At 69.1% G+C, this 19,328-nt stretch carries 20 protein-coding genes; 2 read left to right on the top strand and 18 right to left on the bottom strand.

Annotated features, from left to right (window positions below):
• Positions 1-19 precede the first annotated feature (19 nt).
• The 12 genes from AFR_RS39105 to AFR_RS39050 all read right to left on the bottom strand — a co-directional run bounded on the left by AFR_RS39105 (position 20) and on the right by AFR_RS39050 (position 10,695).
• Complete coding sequence (locus tag AFR_RS39105; protein ID WP_023562369.1) at positions 20-622, bottom strand: TetR/AcrR family transcriptional regulator; 603 nt, start codon at positions 620-622, stop codon at positions 20-22.
• The gene (locus AFR_RS39100; protein ID WP_023562368.1) at positions 622-1,827 is read right to left on the bottom strand and encodes an acyl-CoA dehydrogenase family protein; all 1,206 of its coding nucleotides are present in this window, start codon (positions 1,825-1,827) and stop codon (positions 622-624) included. Before AFR_RS39100 ends, AFR_RS39105 begins: the two co-directional genes overlap by 1 nt.
• Positions 1,827-2,834, bottom strand: a complete 1,008-nt coding sequence (locus AFR_RS39095; RefSeq protein ID WP_023562367.1) for a phosphotransferase family protein — start codon at positions 2,832-2,834, stop codon at positions 1,827-1,829. Before AFR_RS39095 ends, AFR_RS39100 begins: the two co-directional genes overlap by 1 nt.
• Positions 2,831-3,607: an SDR family oxidoreductase gene (locus tag AFR_RS39090; protein WP_023562366.1), complete on the bottom strand. Its 777-nt coding sequence runs from the start codon at positions 3,605-3,607 to the stop codon at positions 2,831-2,833. Before AFR_RS39090 ends, AFR_RS39095 begins: the two co-directional genes overlap by 4 nt.
• Positions 3,604-4,359 carry an SDR family oxidoreductase gene (locus AFR_RS39085; RefSeq protein WP_023562365.1) on the bottom strand — a complete coding sequence of 252 codons (756 nt, stop codon included), beginning with the start codon at positions 4,357-4,359 and terminating at the stop codon, positions 3,604-3,606. Before AFR_RS39085 ends, AFR_RS39090 begins: the two co-directional genes overlap by 4 nt.
• Positions 4,360-4,485: 126 nt before the next feature.
• Complete coding sequence (locus AFR_RS39080) at positions 4,486-5,754, bottom strand: ABC transporter substrate-binding protein (RefSeq protein WP_023562364.1); 1,269 nt, start codon at positions 5,752-5,754, stop codon at positions 4,486-4,488.
• Positions 5,751-6,800 (bottom strand): branched-chain amino acid ABC transporter permease, encoded by a 1,050-nt coding sequence (locus AFR_RS39075; RefSeq protein WP_041841472.1) that lies wholly within the window; start codon positions 6,798-6,800, stop codon positions 5,751-5,753. The genes AFR_RS39080 and AFR_RS39075 overlap by 4 nt, the downstream gene beginning before the upstream one ends.
• Positions 6,797-7,675 (bottom strand): branched-chain amino acid ABC transporter permease, encoded by an 879-nt coding sequence (locus AFR_RS39070; protein ID WP_023562362.1) that lies wholly within the window; start codon positions 7,673-7,675, stop codon positions 6,797-6,799. Before AFR_RS39070 ends, AFR_RS39075 begins: the two co-directional genes overlap by 4 nt.
• A gap of 12 nt (positions 7,676-7,687) precedes the next feature.
• Complete coding sequence (locus tag AFR_RS39065) at positions 7,688-8,404, bottom strand: ABC transporter ATP-binding protein (RefSeq protein WP_023562361.1); 717 nt, start codon at positions 8,402-8,404, stop codon at positions 7,688-7,690.
• Positions 8,401-9,120, bottom strand: a complete 720-nt coding sequence (locus tag AFR_RS39060) for an ABC transporter ATP-binding protein (protein ID WP_041841471.1) — start codon at positions 9,118-9,120, stop codon at positions 8,401-8,403. Before AFR_RS39060 ends, AFR_RS39065 begins: the two co-directional genes overlap by 4 nt.
• 155 nt (positions 9,121-9,275) lie before the next feature.
• Positions 9,276-9,890, bottom strand: coding sequence for an alpha-ketoglutarate-dependent dioxygenase AlkB (locus AFR_RS39055; protein ID WP_023562359.1), 615 nt, complete (start codon positions 9,888-9,890; stop codon positions 9,276-9,278).
• Between the two features lie 76 nt (positions 9,891-9,966).
• Complete coding sequence (locus tag AFR_RS39050) at positions 9,967-10,695, bottom strand: hypothetical protein (protein ID WP_023562358.1); 729 nt, start codon at positions 10,693-10,695, stop codon at positions 9,967-9,969.
• A gap of 60 nt (positions 10,696-10,755) precedes the next feature.
• On the opposite strand from AFR_RS39050, the gene AFR_RS44365 reads away from it, so the two are divergent.
• Together AFR_RS44365 and AFR_RS39040 are read left to right on the top strand one after the other, a co-directional pair.
• Positions 10,756-11,379 (top strand): hypothetical protein, encoded by a 624-nt coding sequence (locus AFR_RS44365; protein WP_148308201.1) that lies wholly within the window; start codon positions 10,756-10,758, stop codon positions 11,377-11,379.
• Positions 11,376-12,518 carry a PrsW family intramembrane metalloprotease gene (locus AFR_RS39040; protein ID WP_023562356.1) on the top strand — a complete coding sequence of 381 codons (1,143 nt, stop codon included), beginning with the start codon at positions 11,376-11,378 and terminating at the stop codon, positions 12,516-12,518. The genes AFR_RS44365 and AFR_RS39040 overlap by 4 nt, the downstream gene beginning before the upstream one ends.
• A gap of 3 nt (positions 12,519-12,521) precedes the next feature.
• Here the strand turns inward: AFR_RS39040 and AFR_RS39035 are convergent, their stop codons facing one another.
• From AFR_RS39035 to AFR_RS46510, 6 genes are all read right to left on the bottom strand, one after another.
• A complete protein-coding gene (locus AFR_RS39035) occupies positions 12,522-13,577 on the bottom strand; it encodes an LPXTG cell wall anchor domain-containing protein (protein WP_023562355.1) in 1,056 nt (351 codons plus the stop codon).
• A 1-nt stretch (position 13,578) separates the two neighbouring features.
• Complete coding sequence (locus AFR_RS39030; RefSeq protein ID WP_023562354.1) at positions 13,579-14,661, bottom strand: DUF11 domain-containing protein; 1,083 nt, start codon at positions 14,659-14,661, stop codon at positions 13,579-13,581.
• Positions 14,662-14,779: 118 nt separating this feature from the next.
• A complete protein-coding gene (locus AFR_RS39025) occupies positions 14,780-15,802 on the bottom strand; it encodes a succinate dehydrogenase/fumarate reductase iron-sulfur subunit (RefSeq protein ID WP_023562353.1) in 1,023 nt (340 codons plus the stop codon).
• Positions 15,802-17,712 (bottom strand): fumarate reductase/succinate dehydrogenase flavoprotein subunit, encoded by a 1,911-nt coding sequence (locus AFR_RS39020; protein ID WP_023562352.1) that lies wholly within the window; start codon positions 17,710-17,712, stop codon positions 15,802-15,804. Before AFR_RS39020 ends, AFR_RS39025 begins: the two co-directional genes overlap by 1 nt.
• 9 nt (positions 17,713-17,721) lie before the next feature.
• On the bottom strand, positions 17,722-18,528 hold the full coding sequence (sdhC, locus tag AFR_RS39015) for a succinate dehydrogenase subunit SdhC (RefSeq protein ID WP_023562351.1): 807 nt from the start codon (positions 18,526-18,528) through the stop codon (positions 17,722-17,724).
• A gap of 135 nt (positions 18,529-18,663) precedes the next feature.
• The gene (locus AFR_RS46510) at positions 18,664-19,107 is read right to left on the bottom strand and encodes a hypothetical protein (protein WP_148308200.1); all 444 of its coding nucleotides are present in this window, start codon (positions 19,105-19,107) and stop codon (positions 18,664-18,666) included.
• Positions 19,108-19,328: the final 221 nt, after the last annotated feature.

The raw sequence follows: 19,328 nt of genomic DNA, 5'->3' as shown, positions 1-19,328 counted from the left end.
AGGACCTTCTAGGTTTGTGTCAGCTCCGTGGGGCGGTCAGCAGGGCGGTGATGGAGCAGGTCAGGACTTCGCGGGCGGCTTCGGGGTCCATGCCCATGGCGTCGCGGAGGGTGCCCCAGGTCGGCCACATGCTGACCGCGGTGAGGGCGGCCAGGAGGGTTTCGTTGTCGCCGATCTCGCGGGCGAAGAGGGTCCTCAGCTCGGTGCGGACGCGTTCGGTGTGGCTGCGGCGGTAGCCCTGGAGCGTAGGGGAGAACGGTTCCTTCAGCGAGGAGGCCTTCGCGGCGGGCGCCACCTGCTCGAGCAGGCGCGCCCGCTGATGGCAGTAGGCGTCGATGCGGGCTTTCAGGGGGAGGTCCGTGGGGATCGGCTCGTGGGCCTCGTCGCGTTGTTGCAGTATGCGTTCGCCGCTGGCGGCGAAGAGGGCCTCCATGTCGGCGAAGTGGCTCCACAGGGCGCGGAGGGAGACGCCGGCCTGTTTGGCGATGCGGTCGGCGGTGGGGCGGAGGTCGCCGTCGAGGATCAGGGCGACGTGGGCCTCGACGATGGCGTTGCGGGTGCGTTCCGAGCGGGCGGTGCGACCGTCGATGCGCTGGGGTGGGCGGGGTGAGGCGGCCGGCATCAGGAACTCCGATAACGGTTGAGCTCGCGGCGGGCCAGCGAGCGCTTGTGGACCTCGTCCGGGCCGTCCGCGAGGCGCAGCGTGCGGGTCTGCGCCCAGAGGCGGGCCAGCGGGGTGTCCTGGCCGACGCCGGCGGCGCCGTGGGCCTGGATCGCCTTGTCGATGATCCATTCGGTGGTGGACGGGACGATGATTTTGATCGCCTGGATCTCGGTGTGGGCGCCCTTGTTGCCGACGGTGTCCATCAGCCAGGCGGCTTTGAGCACGAGCAGGCGGGCCTGCTCGATGCGTACCCGGGACTCGGCGATCCACTCCTGCACCACACCCTGCTCGGCGAGGGGTTTGCCGAACGGTGTGCGGGTCAGCGACCGGCGGCACATGAGCTCGAGGGCGCGCTCGGCCATGCCGATCAGGCGCATGCAGTGGTGGATGCGGCCGGGGCCGAGACGGGCCTGGGAGATGGCGAAGCCGGACCCCTCCTCGCCGATCAGGTTTTCCGCCGGGACGCGGACGTCTTCGAAGAGCATCTCCGCGTGGCCGCCGTGGTCACCGTCGTCGTAGCCGAAGACGGTCATGCCGCGCTTGATCGTCAGACCGGGCGTGTCACGGGGTACCAGGATCATGCTCTGCTGGACGTGCCGGGCGGCGTCGGGATCGGTCTTGCCCATCACGATGAAGATCTGGCAGTTCGGGTTCATCGCGCCGGAGATGTAGAACTTGCGGCCGTTGATGACGTAGTCGTTGCCGTCGCGGATGATGCGGGTGCCGATGTTGGTCGCGTCCGAGGACGCCACCTGCGGTTCGGTCATCGCGAAGGCCGACCGGATCGTGCCGTCGAGCAGCGGGCGCAGCCAGCGTTCCTGCTGCGCGGGGCTGCCGAACTGCGCGAGCACCTCCATGTTGCCGGTGTCGGGCGCGGCGCAGTTCAGGGCGGGTGGTGCGATCGCCGGGCTGCGGCCGGTCAGCTCGGCCAGCGGGGCGTACTGGAGGTTGGTCAGGCCGGCGCCGTGCTCGCCGGGGAGGAAGAGGTTCCACAGGCCGGCCAGTTTGGCCTGGGCCTGGAGCCTCGTGATGACCGGTGGTGGCGCCCAGTCACCGGCGTAGTCCTCGTCGAAGGTGGCCTCGGCCGGGTAGACGTACTCGTCGAGGAAGCCGAGGAGCCGCTTGCGGTAGTCCTCGGTCTTCTCGTCGAACGCGAAGTCCATCAGTTCTCCTCCAGCGTTCCGTCGAGCGAAGCGTGTCCCTGTGCCACCAGCGGGGCGACCATCGTGCCCACCGTGTCGAAGCCCTCACCCACGGTCTGGCCCTGAACGTACCTGTAGTGCACACCTTCGAGGATCACCGCCAGCTTGAACGCGGCGAAGGCGACGTACCAGTGCAGGTCCGAGACGTCGCGGCCGGACCGCTTCGCATAGTGTCCGGCCATCTCGGCGAGGCTCGGGTGCCCGGGGACCGAGATGGACGAGCGCGGCACGCCGTCCTTGCTCAGCAGCGGGCGCCCGGCGTAGACGAGCATCAGGGCGACGTCGCTGAGCGGGTCGCCCAGCGTGGACATCTCCCAGTCGAGGACCGCGTTGATCTCCAGCTGAGGTCCGATGAGGACGTTGTCGAGGCGGTAGTCGCCGTGTACCACCGCACCCGCGCCGTCCGGGATCTCGGCCGCCAGCCGCGCGTGCAGCTCTTCGATGCCCGGCACCTCGCGGCTGTTGGAGGCGTCGAGCTGCTTCTTCCAGCGGCGGACCTGGCGCTCGTTGAAGCCCTCGGGACGGCCGAAGTCGGCCAGCCCGATCTGGGCGGGGTCGAGCGCGTGCAGGTCGGCGAGCGTGTCCACGAGGGACAGCACCAGGGCGCGCATCGCCTCCGGGCCCATCGCCTCGAGGACGGCGACGTCGCGGTAGATCGTGCCGTCGACGTACTCCATCAGGTAGAACGGGGCGCCGATGACGTCCAGGTCGGTGCAGATCAGCACGGGTTTCGGTGCGGGAAAACCCGCGGCCGAGAGCGCGTCCAGGACTTTGTGCTCGCGGGACATGTCGTGGGCCGTGGGGAGGACGTGACCCAGCGGCGGGCGGCGCAGCACCCAGCGGTCGGTGCCGTCGCTCACGGCGTACGTGAGATTGGATCTGCCACCGGCGAACATCGTCGCGGCCAGCTCTCCGGAGCCCAGGTAGGTCCGCAGGCGTTCGAGGTCGAGTCCGGGGGGCCCGCTCATGCGATGCCCGCCGCGTCGAAGCCGCGCTGGATCTTGTTCATGCCGGCGAGCCAGCGGTCGGGGTCGGTCGCCCGGCGCTGGTAGTAGTCGGCGACCTCGGGGTGCGGCAGGACGAGGAAGCTGTCGCCCTCCAGCGCCCGGGACACGAAGTCCGCCACCTCGGCGGGGTCCATCGCGGTCGCGGCGAGCTGGGCACTGCTGGCGCTGTCGCCACCGCTGGTCATCATGTCCGTACGCACACCCTGGGGGCAGAGCGCCTGCACAGTGATGCCACGGTGGGCGTACGTCGCACGGAGCCACTCGGCAAAGCTGAGCGCGGCGTGTTTGGTGACGGAGTACGGCGCGCTGCCCAGCAGGGTCAGCAGCCCCGCGGCGGAGACGGTGAAGAGCAGCCGCCCGCCACCGTTCTCCAGCCAGCGGGGGAGTACGGCGCGGGCCACGTACACATGGGACATGACGTTGACCTGCCAGGCGCGTTCCCAGGCGGCGTCGTCGGCGTCGGCCGAGCCGGGCGACAGCATGCCGGCGTTGGCGCAGAAGAGGTCGCAGCCGCCGAGCTTCTCCCAGGCGGTGTCGACGAGCAGGCGCACGTCGGCCTCGTTGCCGGCGTCGCCCGGGACCGCGTGTCCGCCGATCTCGGCCGCGACGGCCGCTGCGGCGACCGGGTCCAGGTCGTTCACGATCACCTGGGCGCCCTCGGCGGCGAACCGGCGGGCCAGGGCCGCGCCGATGCCGCCGCCCGCGCCGGTGACGACCACCCGCTGGAAACTCACGCGCCGGCTCCCGTCAGGGTGATGCCACCGTCGATGACCACGGTCTGCCCGGTGATCCAGGCGGCGTCGGCGGAGCAGAGGAAGGCGACCGTGCCGGCGACGTCCTCGGGAACACCGAGCCGTTGCAGCGGGTAGGTGGCGGCGACCTCCGCCTCGCGGCCCTCGTAGAGCGCGGTGGCAAAACGCGTCTTGACCACGGCCGGGGCCACGGCGTTGACGCGGATCTTGGGCGCCAGCTCGACGGCCAGCTCCTCGGTCAGGTGGATGAGCGCGGCCTTGGTGACGCCGTAGAAGCCGATGCCGGGCGCGGGACGCACACCCGAGATCGACGAGATGTTGACGATCGCGCCGCTGGTGTCCTCGAGACCGCCGCGCAGGGCCTCCTGCACCCAGCCGAGCGTGCCCAGCACGTTGACGTCGAGCATCTTGCGGGCGGCACCCAGGTCGAGCGAGCCGAGCGGGCCGTACGCCGGGTTGATCCCGATGTTGTTGACGAGCAGGCTGACCGGCCCGAACGCGCCGAGCACGGTGTCGACGACCGCCGCCCGGTGGCCGGCGTCGTCACCCTTGCCGGCGACGCCGATGGCCACGTCGGGCCCGCCGAGGTCCTTGGCCGCGGACTCGAGGGCGCCGGCGTCGCGTCCGGTGATGCAGACCTTGGCGCCCTCGGCGACAAAGCGCTGCGCGATGGCAAAACCGATTCCTCGGCTCGCCCCGGTCACGATGGCCACGGCGCCGCTGAGCTTCGACATCCGGTCAAGACCCCCAAGAAGAAATGTGCACATACAGTGCCTGATACTGACGGGTAACCGCTCTCGCCGCCAACCTTGCAACTGTTGGCGGCGAGCCGCAACCGTTTCTCTCGTGTTACCGCTGTGCTAGGACGCCGCCGGGATCCCGTTCTGCGGAGGAGTCGCGGCGGGAGTCGAGTACGCCGCGACGGCCCCGTCCCCCTCGTCGGTTTCGTACGGCGTACCGAAGTAGGCCTGCTTGCCGCCCTCGACCTTGCTGAGCTGCATTCCGCCGTACCCGGAGTGGTCCTTGTCCGAGAAGCGCAGGGGCGCGTGACCCGGACCCTGGAATCCGCCCTTCTCGATCGCCGAGATCAGCCCCTCGCGGGTGAGATCTTTCCCGGCCGACTGCAGGCTTTGCACGAACAGGTAGCCGACGGACATGCCGTAGACGGTGTTGTTGTCGAATTCGGCGCCGCCGTTGTGCGCGGTGTTGACCTTCTTGTAGAGCTGGATCCACGGGTTGGCGTCGTCGGTGCTCAGCGGCAGGTAGTTCGCCGAGATCAGGCCCTCGGTGAGCGGCGCGGCCGCACCCAGCTGCTTGGAGAGGGTGCCGAGGTCGGCGCCGACCTGCGAGACCACGAACTGCGGCTTGAAGCCGATCTTGGCGGCCGTGCCGAGGCTCAGCGCGGTGAAGCCGGGCACGGTCGCCAGCATGACCACCTGGCAGCCGGCCTGCTTGAGCGCGCCCATCTGCGGGCCGACGTTCGGGTTGCTGGTGACGTAGGACTGCTTGGCGGCGACCGGGCCGAGGATCTTCTCGATGCCGGCCAGCGCGTCGCGGCCGAAGTCGTCGTCCTGGCCGAGGAAACAGACCTTCTTGCCGGCCTGGGTCTCCTTGACGTGCGTCGCCAGGATCTTGCCCTCGACCGTGTAGTCGACGTTGAAGCCGAACGTGCCGGGGTACTTGTCGGGCTGGTCCCAGCTGCGGCTGCCCGAGGCGACGAACAGGTCGGGGACACGGTTGGTCTTGAGGAAGTCGAGGACACCGGTGTGGGTCGGCGTGCCCAGGCCGTTCAGGATCGCGAAGACCTTGTCCTGCAGGACCAGCTCGCGGACCACCTGCTGGGTCGTCGCCGGGTTGTAGGTGTCGTCCATGATCTTGTAGTTGATCTTCCGGCCGTGCACGCCGCCGTTCGCGTTCACGTAGTCGAAGTACGCCTTGGTGGCCGGCGCGATCTTCGAGTAGCCCGCCGCGGCCGGACCGGTGAGCGGCATGTGCGTGCCGACGAGGATCTCGGTGCCGGTCACGCCCGGGACACTGCCGCCGCTGCTGCCACCACCGCCGTCGTCACTGCAACCAGCAGCGGCGGCGATCAGGGTTATGGCGGCGAGCGTGGACCAGAGACGTCTCATGCCTTTCTCCTTCTGTAAGTGGGTTTGAGGGAGGCGATGCCGCCGGGAGCGGCGAGCATGACTACGACCAACGTGATGCCGAAGAGGGCCAAGGGGAGGTTTCCTTCGAGCCGCTGAGCGACCGCCGGCGACACGTTGATCGAGTCGGTGACCGAGTGCGTCAGAGCGGGGAGTGCGACCAGCAGAACCGCGCCCCAGACCGCGCCGGCCAGGCTGCCGAGCCCGCCGATCACGATCGCCATCACGAGGAACAGCGACAACGACAGCGGGAACGCACCCGGGGACACGCTCTGGGCGAGCACGGCGAAGAGTGCGCCACCGAGCCCCGCGCAGGCCGCGCTGACCACAAAAGCCAGGACCTGGGTACGCGCAACGCTGACTCCGGCGATGCGAGCGGCGGCCTCGTCGTCGCGGACGGCCCGGAGTGACCGGCCGAAGCGACCACGCACGAGTGTGGCCAGCACGAGCATCGTCAGCAGGGCGCCGGCCCAGGACAACCAGGCCTGCCAGCGCTCGTACGGGAAGGTGGCACCCAGCGCGAGCGGCGGCGGGTCGACGTACACGGAAAGGCCCTGGTCGCTGTTGAAGGTCTTGTCGAAGGTGCTGGTGATCGCCGGCACCACGACGGCGACGGCAAGCGTGAGCCCGGCCAGGTAGGGCCCGCGCAGCCGGGCTGCCGCCAGCCCGACGATCCCGCCCGCGACCGTGGTCACCAGGATCGCGGCGATGACGGACACCAGCAGCGTCCACTGGCCCCGGCCGGAGAGCTGCTCCTGGACCATCGCCACGGTGTACGCGCCGGTCGCCATCAACGCGCCATGGCCGAGCGACAGCTGCCCGTTCAGCCCGGTGAGGACGGTCAGGCCGGCGGTCACGCAGAGGTAGGCGCCGACGGTGGCGAGCTGATAGTTGCGGAACGGCGGCAGGACGTAGGTGAGGGCAACGATCAGGACAGCAGCGATCACCGTCCACAGCAGATAGCGGCTTCTCGGCCTGGTCTCGGTTTTGCGGGGCGTGGTGACTCGTTCTGCGACGGTTGCGCTCATACGGCTCTCGCCGCCGATCGGGAGAAGAGCCCGCCGGGCCGGCCGAGGAGCACCACGACCAGCAGCACCAGCACGGCGATCGGTGCGACGGTCGCGCCCAGGTAACCGCTCGTGTAGGAGAGCAGCAGCCCCACGATCAACCCACCGGCGACCGCGCCGAACGCGCTGTCCAGCCCGCCGACCACCGCCGCGGTGAACGACGAGACGAAGACGATGTCCATCGCGTTCGGGTGCAGGCCCAGCTCGGTCGGGATGACCAGCAGACCCGCCAGCGAGCCGACCGCCGCGGCCAGCGCCCAGCCCAGCGTCAGCATCCCGCCGACGTTGACACCGAGCAGCCGAGACACGTCCGGTGCGAAGGCTGACGCTCGCATCCGCAGACCCACGGCCGTTTTGGTGAACAGCACCGCCAGCAGCGCCACGACGACGAACACCGCGGCGAAGACGAAGAGGTCGAAGCGGGACAGCAGCGCGACACCGCCGACCGTGAACGCGTCCCGGCTGAACGGTGCGCCCGCCGGCCGGAACTCGTTGCCGTAGATCATGCCGAGCACACCCTGGATGACCAGCACCAGCCCGAGCGCCACCACCACGCCGTTGAGCGGCGACGAATGGTCGACGAACCGCATCACCACTCGCTCCGTGACGGCGCCGAGGAGCAGGCCGGCAACAACCGCCACCACAAAACCCAGCCAGTACGAGCCCGTCGCCGTGGACACCGAGTAGCCGACGTACGCGGTCGACACCGCCATCGCGCCCTGGGCGAAGTTCACGATCCGGGTGGCCCGCCAGATCAGCACCAGTGCCAGGGCGAAGGCGGCGTACACCGCGCCGCGGCTCAGGCCGTCGAACGTCAGGAAAACGAACCGGTCCATGGCCCTCCCTTCTCAGAATCCGAGGTATGCGTGCCGCATGTCTTCGTCGTCGCGCAACGTCCCCGCGTCCGCGCTCGCGACGACCCGGCCCAGCGACATCACGACACCGGAATCGGCGACGGAGAGGGCACTGCGGACGTTCTGCTCCACCAGCAGGACGGTCAGCCCGGTCTCGTCCCGCAGCGTCCGCAGCAGGCCCATGATCTGACCGGTCACCCGCGGTGCGAGCCCCAGCGACGGCTCGTCCAGCAGCAGCAGGCGCGGCCGTCCGACCAGCGCGCGGCCCAGCGCGAGCATCTGCCGCTCGCCGCCGGACAGCTGATGGCCGGGAAAGCGCCGGCGGCGGGCGAGCGGCTCGAACAGCTCGTAGACCTCGTCGAGCGCCTTCTTGGCGTCCGCGCGGTCCTTGCGCCACAGGCCGCCGAGGCGCAGATTTTCGTCGACGGTCAGCTCGGTGACGACCCCGCGGCCCTCCGGCACGTGCGCGACCCCGCGCCGCACCATCTCCTCGACCTTGACCCCGCGCAGGTCCTGCCCGTCGAGCACGACCCGCCCGGTGCCCGGTCTCAACAAACCCGACAGGGTACGCAGAAGCGTCGTCTTCCCCGCGCCGTTCGCCCCGAGGACAGCCGTGATCGCACCGGCCGGCACCTCGAGGTCGACGCCGTGCAGGACGGGCGCGCCGCCGTACCCGACCGTGATCTGCTCCGCCTCCAGCAACGCCGTCATGCGGCAGCGCCGAGGTACGCGTCAGCAACAGCTTCGTTCATACGGATCTCGCTCGGGGTGCCGTGCGCGACCGGTTTGCCGAAGTCGAGGACGAGGATCTCGTCGCAGACGGACATGACCAGGTCCATGTGGTGCTCGACCAGCAGCACCGCGCAGGGCAGTCCCGTGATGAGCTCGCCGAGCTGGGCGATCTCGTCGGCGCCCAGGCCACCGGCGGGTTCGTCCAGCAGGAGCAGCCGGGGCTGGGCGACGAGGGCGCGGGCCAGAGCGACTCGCTTGCGGACTGCGTACGGCAGCCCGCCGGGAAGGGCGTGCGCGTGCGAGGCGACATCGCAGCGCTCGAGGGCCTCCCGTGCGGCCTCGGGTCTCTGGCCCGCGTGCTCGGCACCGACCATGACGTTCTCGAGCACCGTCATGCCGGCGAAGAGGCCGACGCCCTGCAGCGTCCGGGCGATGCCGAGGCGCGCCAGGCGGTGCGGACGAGGGCGGAGGGGACGGCCGTCGAGGGTGAGAGCACCGGTGGTCGGCGCGACAAAGCCGCAGATGACGTTGAAGAGGGTGGTCTTGCCCGCACCGTTCGGGCCGATGACACCCACGGTGCGGCCGGGTGGCACCCGGAGCGAAACGCCGTCCAGGGCGACGAGGCCGCCGAATCGGACACCGATCTGGTGCAGCGCAAGGCCTTCAGCGGTGTCGGCGGAATCTGCAGGGGACATCGTCACCTCGGGGGGTCCTAGGTGGAGGATGTGACGGGGGTAACTAATTACACAGTGAGTGTAAGTTCTTGAGACGTCCTGTCAATGGCCTGGAAACATCCCGGTGAACCTGGATCCGGGCATGACTCACCCACCGGCCGGCACCGGTGATGACTTCAGGCGACGTTGATCGGGCGGAACTGCACGCTGACCCGCGGGCCGACCGGCTTTGCGGTCTTGGGGATGGCGTGCTCCCAGGTGCGCTGGCAGGACCCGCCCATGACGATCAGATCGCCGTGCCCCAGCGGGAAGCGCAAGGTCTCGGACCCACCGGCCCGGGGCCGGAGCAGCAGATTGCGCGGCGAACCGAACGACACGATCGCGACCATGGTGTCCTCGCGGGCGGACCGGCCCAGCGTGTCACCGTGCCAGGCCACGCTGTCGCGCCCGTCGCGGTAGAGACACATGCCGGCCGTGACGAACCCCTCGCCCAGCTCCTCGGCATAGTGGGCCGACAACGCGTCACGGGCCTCGGTCAGCGACGCGTGCGGCAAGGTCTCACCCCGGCCGTACCACCGCAGCAGGCGCGGCACGTCGACGACGCCGTCATACATCGCCCGGCGCTCGGCCCGCCAGTCGACCTCGGTCAGCAGCGTCTCAAAAACCGGATCGGAGCCCCGCACCCAGCCGGACAGCACGTCGACCCAGGCGCCGGCCGTCAACTGATGACGGACGAGGCGACCCGGCAGCGGCTCGAGCGTGGTGCTCGCCCCACCCATGAGGTCGAGCATCGACGGCTGATAAACACTCACCGGCCCACTCTACGCCGGTTAGAACGTGTGTGCGACTACTCAGGTTTCGGCCGGGTTAGCGGTGCTGAACCCAGAGATTCTGCTCGACGTAGACTCCGCGGTCCTGATCCACGTCGATTCTGACCAGGTTCAGCGCGTCCGGGACGACATAGTCGTGCGTGGCCGGGAAGACCATGCCCGTCCAGTCCTCCCATTCCGCGACGGTGCCCTCGATGACCATCGAGCGCGGCGCCGGGCCGAGCACCCGTGCGCCCATCCGCTGATGCGTACGGATCCACGGATCGATCGAGAGCCCGTCCGCGCGTGCCCACGCGGCGTATTCCGCCATGGACACCGTCGGGTACCGGTGCTTCCAGGTCGGTCGCAGCGGAGCAATGACATGGACGAGGCCGGCCTCGTGGGCCCGTCGCGTCAACTCCTGGAGGACAGTCTTGGCAAGTCCACGCTTGTCATACGCCGAGGCCACCGCGGCGGCCATGAAGCTCAGTGTGGTGGCCGGAATGCCTGCCTCCCGGGCCTGCACGGCTCGGACCAGCGCCTCGTCGTAGCCCGACGGCAAGTCGTCGGCGTCGCCGCTCCACGGAATCGGCACACCCCAGCCACCGGCAGCCACGGCGCCGTTGTCGAGCACCGTGATGTCGAAACCGCCGAAGTGCTGCTTGACCCGGCTCATGTACTTCTTGGATGTCGCGTCGTGGAAGATGAACTCCGGCCAGCGCTCCTTGAACGCGGCGGCGGCCTTCTCGTGCAGGTCGGGCCTGTCCCCGCTGGTCACGATTTCCACCCGCGGAACCCTACCTTCGCCTGGCCTGCGGTGGATCACCGTGTGTGTGAGAGTGACTCCATGGCGAGATCTCGCAGCTGGATACCCGTGGAGCGGCGCTGGCTGGGCCTCGATCGGCGGAGTCTTCTCCCCGCGCTGGTGGTGCTGGTGATCGCGGTTGTCCTGCGGGCGGTCATCCCGTGGATCGATCACCACATCGCGGAGGACGACGTCGTCCGCGCCGGTGACCGGCTCAATCTGAGCAGCGGTCTGACGGTCACCCCGCCGGTGGGGTGGCTGCTCATCGACGGGCTCCTGGTGGGCGCGAGCACGGTGCAACCCGGGACCGGGTCGTCCACGGCGACGGTGGCCCGGAGCGGGGTCGGCGCGCAGATCCAGGTCGCGCCGTTCGCCGGTGATGCGAACGCGCTGCTGGACCAGCTCAACCGCAACGAGAGCCGCTCCGACGACCGGCCCGAGTTCACCATCGACGGCAGCCGGGGTGCCGTGAACGCGGCCGGCGGCATCGCCGGTGTCGTGGAGAACTACACCAGCACGTCCAGCGACGGCATCATCGCGGCGTACGTCCTGCCCGACGGCCGGGGACTGGCGATCGAGGTCAGCGGTGCGGAAAGTCAGCTGTCCGCCCACAACGGCCAGATCAGCGCGATGCTGCGCAGCGTCTCGGTGGAGGCCCGGTCGTGACCCGGGCTGCTGCGCTCGAGGCCTCCGGCTGGGGTGAGCCCTTCCGGCTCCTGCAGCCCCGCAACCTGTGCTTCTGGGTCTACGCCCTCGGGGTTGCCGGCGGCGTCTGGCAGATGGTGCAGTACTACGGTTCGGGCGCCGGCGCGTACGGCGTCGGGCTGGGCACCGGGGTGCTGGCGTTCGCGATCTACACCATCCCGTGGCTGGTCCTGCTGGCCTACCACAACAGGTACACGCGACAGCCCGGAAGCCTCCTGGTCGCCGCGTTCGTGTGGGGTGCGGCCGCCGCCACCTTCTGGATCGCGTTGCCCGCCAACGGGGCGTTCCTGTCGCTCTACGGCAAGGCGTTCGGGCAGGCCTGGGTCAACGACTGGGGTGCCGGGCTGACCGCGCCGATCAACGAGGAGATCGGCAAGGGCCTCGGGCTGATCCTGCTGCTCGGGCTGGCCCGCAAGCTGGTACGCAGCCCGTTCGACGGGCTCATCATCGGCGCCTACATCGGGCTCGGCTTCCAGATCTCCGAGGACGTCCTGTACGCCTTCAACAACACCGCGATGAACTTCGGCGCCGACCAGGTCGGTTCCGCGTGGCAGATCGTGCTGATCCGCAGCGCCTCCGGGCTTTTCGGGCACGTGCTGTTCAGCGCGGTCTTCTGCTCCGGCGTCATGTGGCTGCTCGGCCGGGGCGAGCGTACGCACCGGCTCCGCGGTCTGCTGCTGATGCTCGCGGCGATGGTCGCGCACGGCGCCTGGGACGACATGAGCGCGCTCGGATACCTGCTGGCCGGCACGGTCGGGGTGCTCCTGCTGTGGTTCGTGGTCATGCCGATCGCCGACCTGCTCCTGCTGTGGCTGGCGTTCCGCCTCGCGGCACCGCAGGAGCAGGGCTGGCTGCGCGACATCCTCGCCCCCGAAACCGAGACCGGGCTGCTCACCGAGGCCGAGGTGACCGCGGCGGCAGGCGGCTGGCGGACCCGCCGCGCGTACCGCAAGGCCCAGCACGGGCACCGCGAGAAGCAGCGTGCCAAGCATGTGCTCGCCGCCGCGAACGACCTCGCCGAGGAGATCGCCGAGGCCGGTGGACGGGACACCGACGACGTGCAGCACGCCCGCTCGGAAATCACCCGGCTTCGCGCCTGAGCTTTACCGGGTTCGCCGCCTGCGGGCGAGCAGGAGCGCCGCGGCTCCGGCGGTGAGCAGGCTCAGACCGGCGACAGCCAGAGGCGCGGTGGACGAGCCCGTGATCGGCAGCGACGGCTCGTCACCGGCCTGGTTGTCGTCAGGAACGGCCGGCGTGGTGGTGGGCGAGGGGGAGGGCGACGGTGAAGTGGTCGCCCTGATGAGCTTCGCGTGGTAGCTCGCCGTGTTGTTTTCTCCGTTGGGGTCCGGAGCCGTCGGGTAGATCTCCGGGGCCAGCGTGATGTCGTCGCCGTCCGCCCGGGCGGGGACCGTGATCTTGATGTCCAGGACCAGGGATCCGCCCGCGTCGATCGGATCGTCGAAGGTGCACGTGCTCGAGCCGGCGTCCGCGCCGCAGTTTGCCGGCCAGCCGGAATTTCCCAGCTCGACGGGGTTGATGGACGTCTTCATGCTCGCCATCGCCCGGTACGGGCCGTTGTTGTGAATGGTGATCCGGGCGGTGAACTTCGAGCCGATCTGCCAGGGTCCCGGCGGCGCGCTGATCGTCACCGACATGTCGCCGCCGGTGTTGACCAGCAAGGTCCAGCTCTCCACGTTGTTGGCTGGATCCGGGTCCGGCAACTCCGTGGTCAGCGTCGCCTTCGCGGTCAGCGAGGTGCCCTCCGGCACGTCGTCGGCGACCTTGGTCGTGACCCACCAGTTCGCCTGACTGCCCTTCTGCGCCGGGTCCACGATGTTGGTGCAGGTCACCACGGAACCGGTGGCGTCCGCGACACAGGGGCCCGAGGCGTACGGACTGTCGGCCTTGGTGAAGGTGACGCCGTCGGGCAGCTCCACCACGACCTTCTTCTGCTGCGGCGGGATGAAGTCGTAGCCCGAGGTGATGACAAACGTGACCGAGCTGCCGGGTGCGATCGCGTCACGCCCGGCCTGGTTGTAGAACCCGATGGTCTCGTCGTAGGAGGCCGGTGGCGCCGCCGCGGCCGGACCGCCGAGGCCCAGCACACCCAGGGTCAGCGCGGCTGTTGCCGCTGCGGTGCGGTGAAGCAGGGTCGCCATCTCAGATCTCCGTCGTTTCAGCGGTGCGGTGGGACAGCAGCAGGACACCGGCGCCGACGGCCAGCAGGGTCAGGGCGAGCAGGACGAGCCCGCCGACGGGTGCACCGGTGATCGGCAGGGACGGTTCGCCGCCGGCGGAGCCGCCGCTGTTGCCTGTCGGCGTCACAGTCGGCGTCACGGTCGGACTCGGGCTCGGGCTCGGACTCGGGCTGGTCGACGGTTTGAGCAGGTCGGCCGCGTACGTGCCCTCGTTGTTGCTCCGATCGGTGTCCGGCGCGGTCGGGAGGATCGTCGAGCTCAGCTCCACCGACGTCGCTTCGGACTCCGGGACCCGGACGCGCAGGGTGATCTTGCGGGTCGCTCCGGCCTCAAGCATCGGGAAGGTGCAATTCCACGTGCCGCGGTAGAGCTCGCACTCGTCGGGCCAGCCCTGCAGCCCCAGCGTGCTGGGGGAGTACGTCGTGTACAGCTGGGTGGGTGAGCGGTTCGGTCCGTTGTTGACCAGCGTGATCGTCGCGTCGAACTCGGAGCCCGCACGCCACGGCCCGGGCGGCGCGCTGATGGTGGCGGACATGTCGACGGGCCCGGCGATGAAGAAGTCCCAGCTGCCGACGTTGTTCGACAGATCCGGGTCGGGAATCTCCGTCGTCAGGGTGGTCTTGACGGTGATGTTCTGGCCGGGCGGCAGGTCCTCGCCCAGCTCAGCCGTCACGAACCACTGGGCGTTGAGGGCCGGGCGCTCGTCGACCGGGTCCTGGGTCGTGCACGTGACGACCCGCCCCGACGCGTCCGGCACACACGGCCCGGCCGAGTAGTCGTTGTCGGCCTTGCCGAACGTGACCCCGGCCGGGAGCTCCATCACCACCGTCCGGTGCTGAGCGACCTCGGAGGGGTAATACGAAGCCGACAGGTTCAGATCGAGCAGGCCGCCGGGCCGAAGGGTCGACGACGGCTGCGCCTCGACCACCAGCAACTCGTCGTAGCTGGCCGGCGGCGCCGCGACCGCCGCGCTCAGCGGCAACAACAGCACACCGGCCGTGGCCAGAAATGCCGCCAGGAAACCTCGCCGGATCCGCTTCGCCATGTCCCCACTCTTTTCGAAGGTGGACGGAACTTAGCGCAGACGTGAACTGAATTCGACCCCGTCCGGGCGTACCGGGGAAAAGAAAAAGGCCCGCCGGAGCGGGCCCTTTCCGATCAGCTCAGTCTTTGTCCGGTTCTGGGTGTTGATAGGCAATGTGGCCCGTCGGCAGCGGGAATTCCTGGTCGTCACCGAAGGGCGACGGACCGCCCGCCTGGTGCGACAGGAGTTCCGCGACGTCGAGCCTGCCGTCGGCGTTCACGGCGGGGGGTTCTGGCAGGCGGGCACCCGAGGTGCTCAGGCCCGAGGCGACCCCGGTGACGCCCTCCGGCGTGCTCGGAGCCATGGTGGTGCCACCACTGCCGCCGCCGGCGCGGGCCGGCTGAGGGCTTTCCATCTGGTCCCGGCGGAAGATCTTGCGGCCGAGCCAGACCAGCGGGTCGTAACGACGGTCGACGACACGTTCCTTCATCGGAATGATCGCGTTGTCAGTGATCTTGATGTGCTCGGGGCAGACCTCGGTGCAGCACTTGGTGATGTTGCAATAACCGAGACCCTGATGTGCCTGGGCGTATTCCTTGCGGTCCTCGCGGTCGTCCAGCGGGTGCATGTCGAGCTCGGCCGCGCGGATGAAATAGCGCGGGCCGGAGAACGCCTCTTTGTTCTCCTCGTGATCGCGGACCACGTGGCAGGTGTTCTGGCAGAGGAAACACTCGATGCACTTGCGGAACTCCTGCGAGCGTTCCACGTCGATCTGCTGCATCCGGTAGTCACCGGGCTTGACCCCCGGCGGCGGTGCGAACGCCGGTGTCTCGCGCGCCTTCTCGTAGTTGAACGAGACGTCCGTGACCAGGTCGCGGATGATCGGGAAGGCCCGCAGCGGCGTGATCGTGACGGTCTCGTCCTCCTCGAAGGTGGACATGCGCGTCATGCAGCCCAGGCGCGGCTTGCCGTTGATCTCCATGGAGCAGGAGCCGCACTTGCCGGCCTTGCAGTTCCAGCGGCAGGCCAGATCCGGGGTCTGCGTCGCCTGGAGCCGGTGGATGATGTCGAGGACAACCTCACCCTCGTTCACCTCGACGTCGAAGTCCTGGATCTCACCACCCGACGAGTCGCCCCGCCACACCCGAAAGTGACGCTCCATTACTTCGCCTCCCCGACTACCGCGTCGTACTCGGCCAGTTCGTCGTCCGTCAGATACTTCGAGAGCTCCGTGCGGTCGAAGAGCTTGATCAGCTCGTCGCGCATCCTCGGTACGGGTTTGCGCTCGAGGTGCACGTCGCCGGTGTCGTCTAGCGAGCACACCAGGTTGAGCAGCCGCCACTGCGGGCTCATCTTCGGGAAGTCCTCGCGGGTGTGGCCGCCGCGCGACTCCTCCCGCTCCAGCGCCGCCTTCGCGGTGCACTCCGAGACGACGAGCATGTTGCGCAGGTCCAGGGCCAGGTGCCAGCCCGGGTTGTACTTGCGGCCGCCGGCCGCACCGACGTTCGCCACCCGGAGCTTCAGCTCCTGGAGCCGCTTCAGCGCGTCGGTCAGCTCACCCTCCCGGCGGATGATGCCGACCAGGTCACCCATGACCGCCTGCAGGTCCTGCTGCAATTGGTACGGGTTCTCGCCGCCCTCTCGGCTCAGCGGCGCCAGTGCGGCGTCCACCGCCGACTCGACGTCCGAGGTCGTCACCTTGGGCCGCTTGACCAGCGCGTCCGTGTACGAGGCCGCGTGCTCACCCGCGCGCTTGCCGAACACCAGCAGGTCGGAGAGCGAGTTGCCGCCGAGCCGGTTGGAGCCGTGCATGCCGCCGGACACCTCACCGGCTGCGAACAGGCCCTCGACGTGGCCGAAGGCCGCCGCCGAATCCGGGTCGACCTCGACACCACCCATCACGTAGTGACAGGTCGGGCCGACCTCCATCGGCTCCTTGGTGATGTCGACGTCCGCCAGCTCCTTGAACTGGTGGTACATCGACGGCAGGCGCCGCTGGACCTCCTCGGCCGGAAGCCGGCTGGCGATGTCGAGCAGGACACCGCCGGCCTTCGTACCCCGGCCGGCCTTGACCTCGCTGTTGATCGCGCGGGCGACCTCGTCGCGGGGCAGGAGCTCGGGGGGACGCCGGTTGTTCTCCGGGTCCTTGTACCAGCGGTCGGCCTCCTCCTCGGTCTCCGCGTACTGCCGGCGGAAGACGTCGGGGACGTAGTTGAACATGAACCGCTTGCCGTCGGTGTTCTTCAGGACACCGCCGTCGCCCCGGACCGACTCGGTGACCAGGATGCCCTTGACGCTGGGCGGCCAGACCATGCCGGTCGGGTGGAACTGCAGGAACTCCATGTTGATCAGCGTCGCGCCGGCCCGCAGGGCGAGCGCGTGGCCGTCACCGGTGTACTCCCACGAGTTCGACGTGACCTTGTAGGACCGGCCGACACCGCCGGTGGCGAGCACCACCGCGGGCGCCTCGAGCAGGATGAACTCGCCCGTCTCGCGGTAGTAGCCGAACGCGCCGGCGACCTTGTTGCCGTCGAGCAGCAGCTCGGTGATCGTCGTCTCCGAGAAGACCCGGATCTTGGAGTCGTAGTTGCCGGTCTCCGCGAAGTCCTCCTGCTGCAGCGAGACGATCTTCTGCTGCAGGGTGCGGATCAGCTCCAGGCCGGTCCGGTCACCGACGTGCGCCAGCCGCGGGTACTCGTGGCCGCCGAAGTTCCGCTGGGAGATCTTGCCGTCCTTGGTGCGGTCGAAGAGCGCACCGTACGTCTCCAGCTCCCAGATGCGCTCCGGCGCCTCCTTGGCGTGCAGTTCCGCCATCCGGAAGTTGTTCAGGAACTTGCCGCCCCGCATGGTGTCACCGAAGTGCACCATCCAGTTGTCCTTGCTGTTCACGTTGCCCATGGCGGCAGCCGCGCCGCCCTCGGCCATGACGGTGTGCGCCTTGCCGAACAGCGACTTCGAGATGATGGCGGTCTTCTTGCCGGCGAGCCGCGCCTCGATGGCCGCCCGCAGCCCGGCGCCACCGGCGCCGATCACGACGACGTCGTAGTGGTGTCGTTCGATTCGGGTTGTCATTGGGGGCCCTTAGTTGATGAAGCGCAGGTCGGGCCACCAGCCCGCCGCGAGCGCCATGATGTAGAAGTCGGTCAGGGCGAGCGTGCCGAGCGTGATCCACGCCAGCATCATGTGCCGGGCGTTGAGCTTCGACACGAACGTCCAGAACCGGTACCGCACCGGGTGCTTCGAGAAGTGCTTCAACCGTCCACCGGCGATGTGCCGGCAGGAGTGGCAGGACAACGTGTACGCCCACAGCATCACGACGTTGCCGACCAGGATGATGTTGCCGAGCCCGAACCCGAACTTGTCCCCGGACTGGAACGCCACGATCGCATCCCAAGTGTTGATCACCGAGATGATCGCGGCGGCGTAGAACGCGTACCGGTGGAGGTTCTGGAAGACGAGCGGGAACCGCGTCTCACCCGAATACTTCTCGTGGGCGTCGGGCACGGCACAGGCCGGCGGCGACAGCCAGAAGGCGCGGTAGTACGCCTTGCGGTAGTAGTAACAGGTGAGGCGGAAGAGCAGCAGGAACGGCAGCGTGAGCGCCGCCTCCGGGATGAGCCAGAAGCTCGGTAGCGGGGTGCCGAACTCCGCGGCCCCCTCCACGCACCGGTCGGTCAGACACGGTGAGTAGAACGGGGTCAGATAGTGATATGCATCGACGTAATAGTCCCTGTGCATGAACACACGGACGGTCGCGTAGGTGACCCACGCGGCAAGACCCACGAAGGTGACCAGCGGCGGAAACCACCACCGGTCCGTACGCAACGTCTTCGCCGCGATCGCAGCGCGCGAACGCCCCGGATCCGACCTCGTTGCCGTCGTCGTCATTGACGTCTCCCTGACGGTGCTGACAGTGACCTGCGTCTGCCGGCGGGCGCGCCTGATGGGTGTGCGTCCGCAATGTGTGGCACACGTTACAACGAAGGTCGACTGGCTGCTGTGTAAGGGAAGGCTTACCAAGTGCTACAGGTCGGGAGCGGCCAGCCGCCGGATCGCTCCGCCGCAGGCCGAGGGCGACCAGTCCACCAGCTCATCGGCCACGGAGACCTGATCACGGGTCTCGGGAGCAACATAAAAAGCCGGCGTACGCGACTTCGCCTGAGCCTCGAGCCCCTCGGCAAACGTGGTCCGCGCATCGAGCATCTGCAGCCACCAGTCGCTGTGCTGCTTGTCCCGCAGCTGCGCAACGTAGATCCGCGCAGCGGCGTTCTCGTCCTGAATGGCCACCGCCCGCGCCTGAGGCGTGGCAGTGGCACCCGGTGGCACCAGCCGATTGAGCCGGCTCTCCAGCGCCAGGCAGGCGGCATCACGAAGCCGCCTGCTCTCCCGCGCGTCGGCAGCATCGTCCTGGAAGCTGGAAACGGCATTGATCACGGCGAAGCCACCGGCACAGAGGGCGATGACCACGAGGAGTGCGCCGACGGAGATTCCACCGACGAACAGCTTCCGACGCCGCTTCTTCCGCGCGTCGGCCTCGGGCCCACCGGCGTCGGCCGCATCGGCGTCAGTCAGCTGAATCCCGCGCCGGCGCGGTCTGGCCGCCCCGGCACCGCTCCGGCCGCCAGCGCTTCCCCGGCCCGCACCGCCTCCCCGGCCGGCGCCGGCACCGCGGCCGCGGCTCGGGCCGG

Origin of the sequence: Amorphoplanes friuliensis DSM 7358, from assembly GCF_000494755.1 — a bacterium.
In the GTDB taxonomy this organism is placed as follows: Bacteria; Actinomycetota; Actinomycetes; order Mycobacteriales; family Micromonosporaceae; genus Actinoplanes; species Actinoplanes friuliensis.
This window is presented reverse-complemented; position numbering and strand designations above follow the sequence as displayed.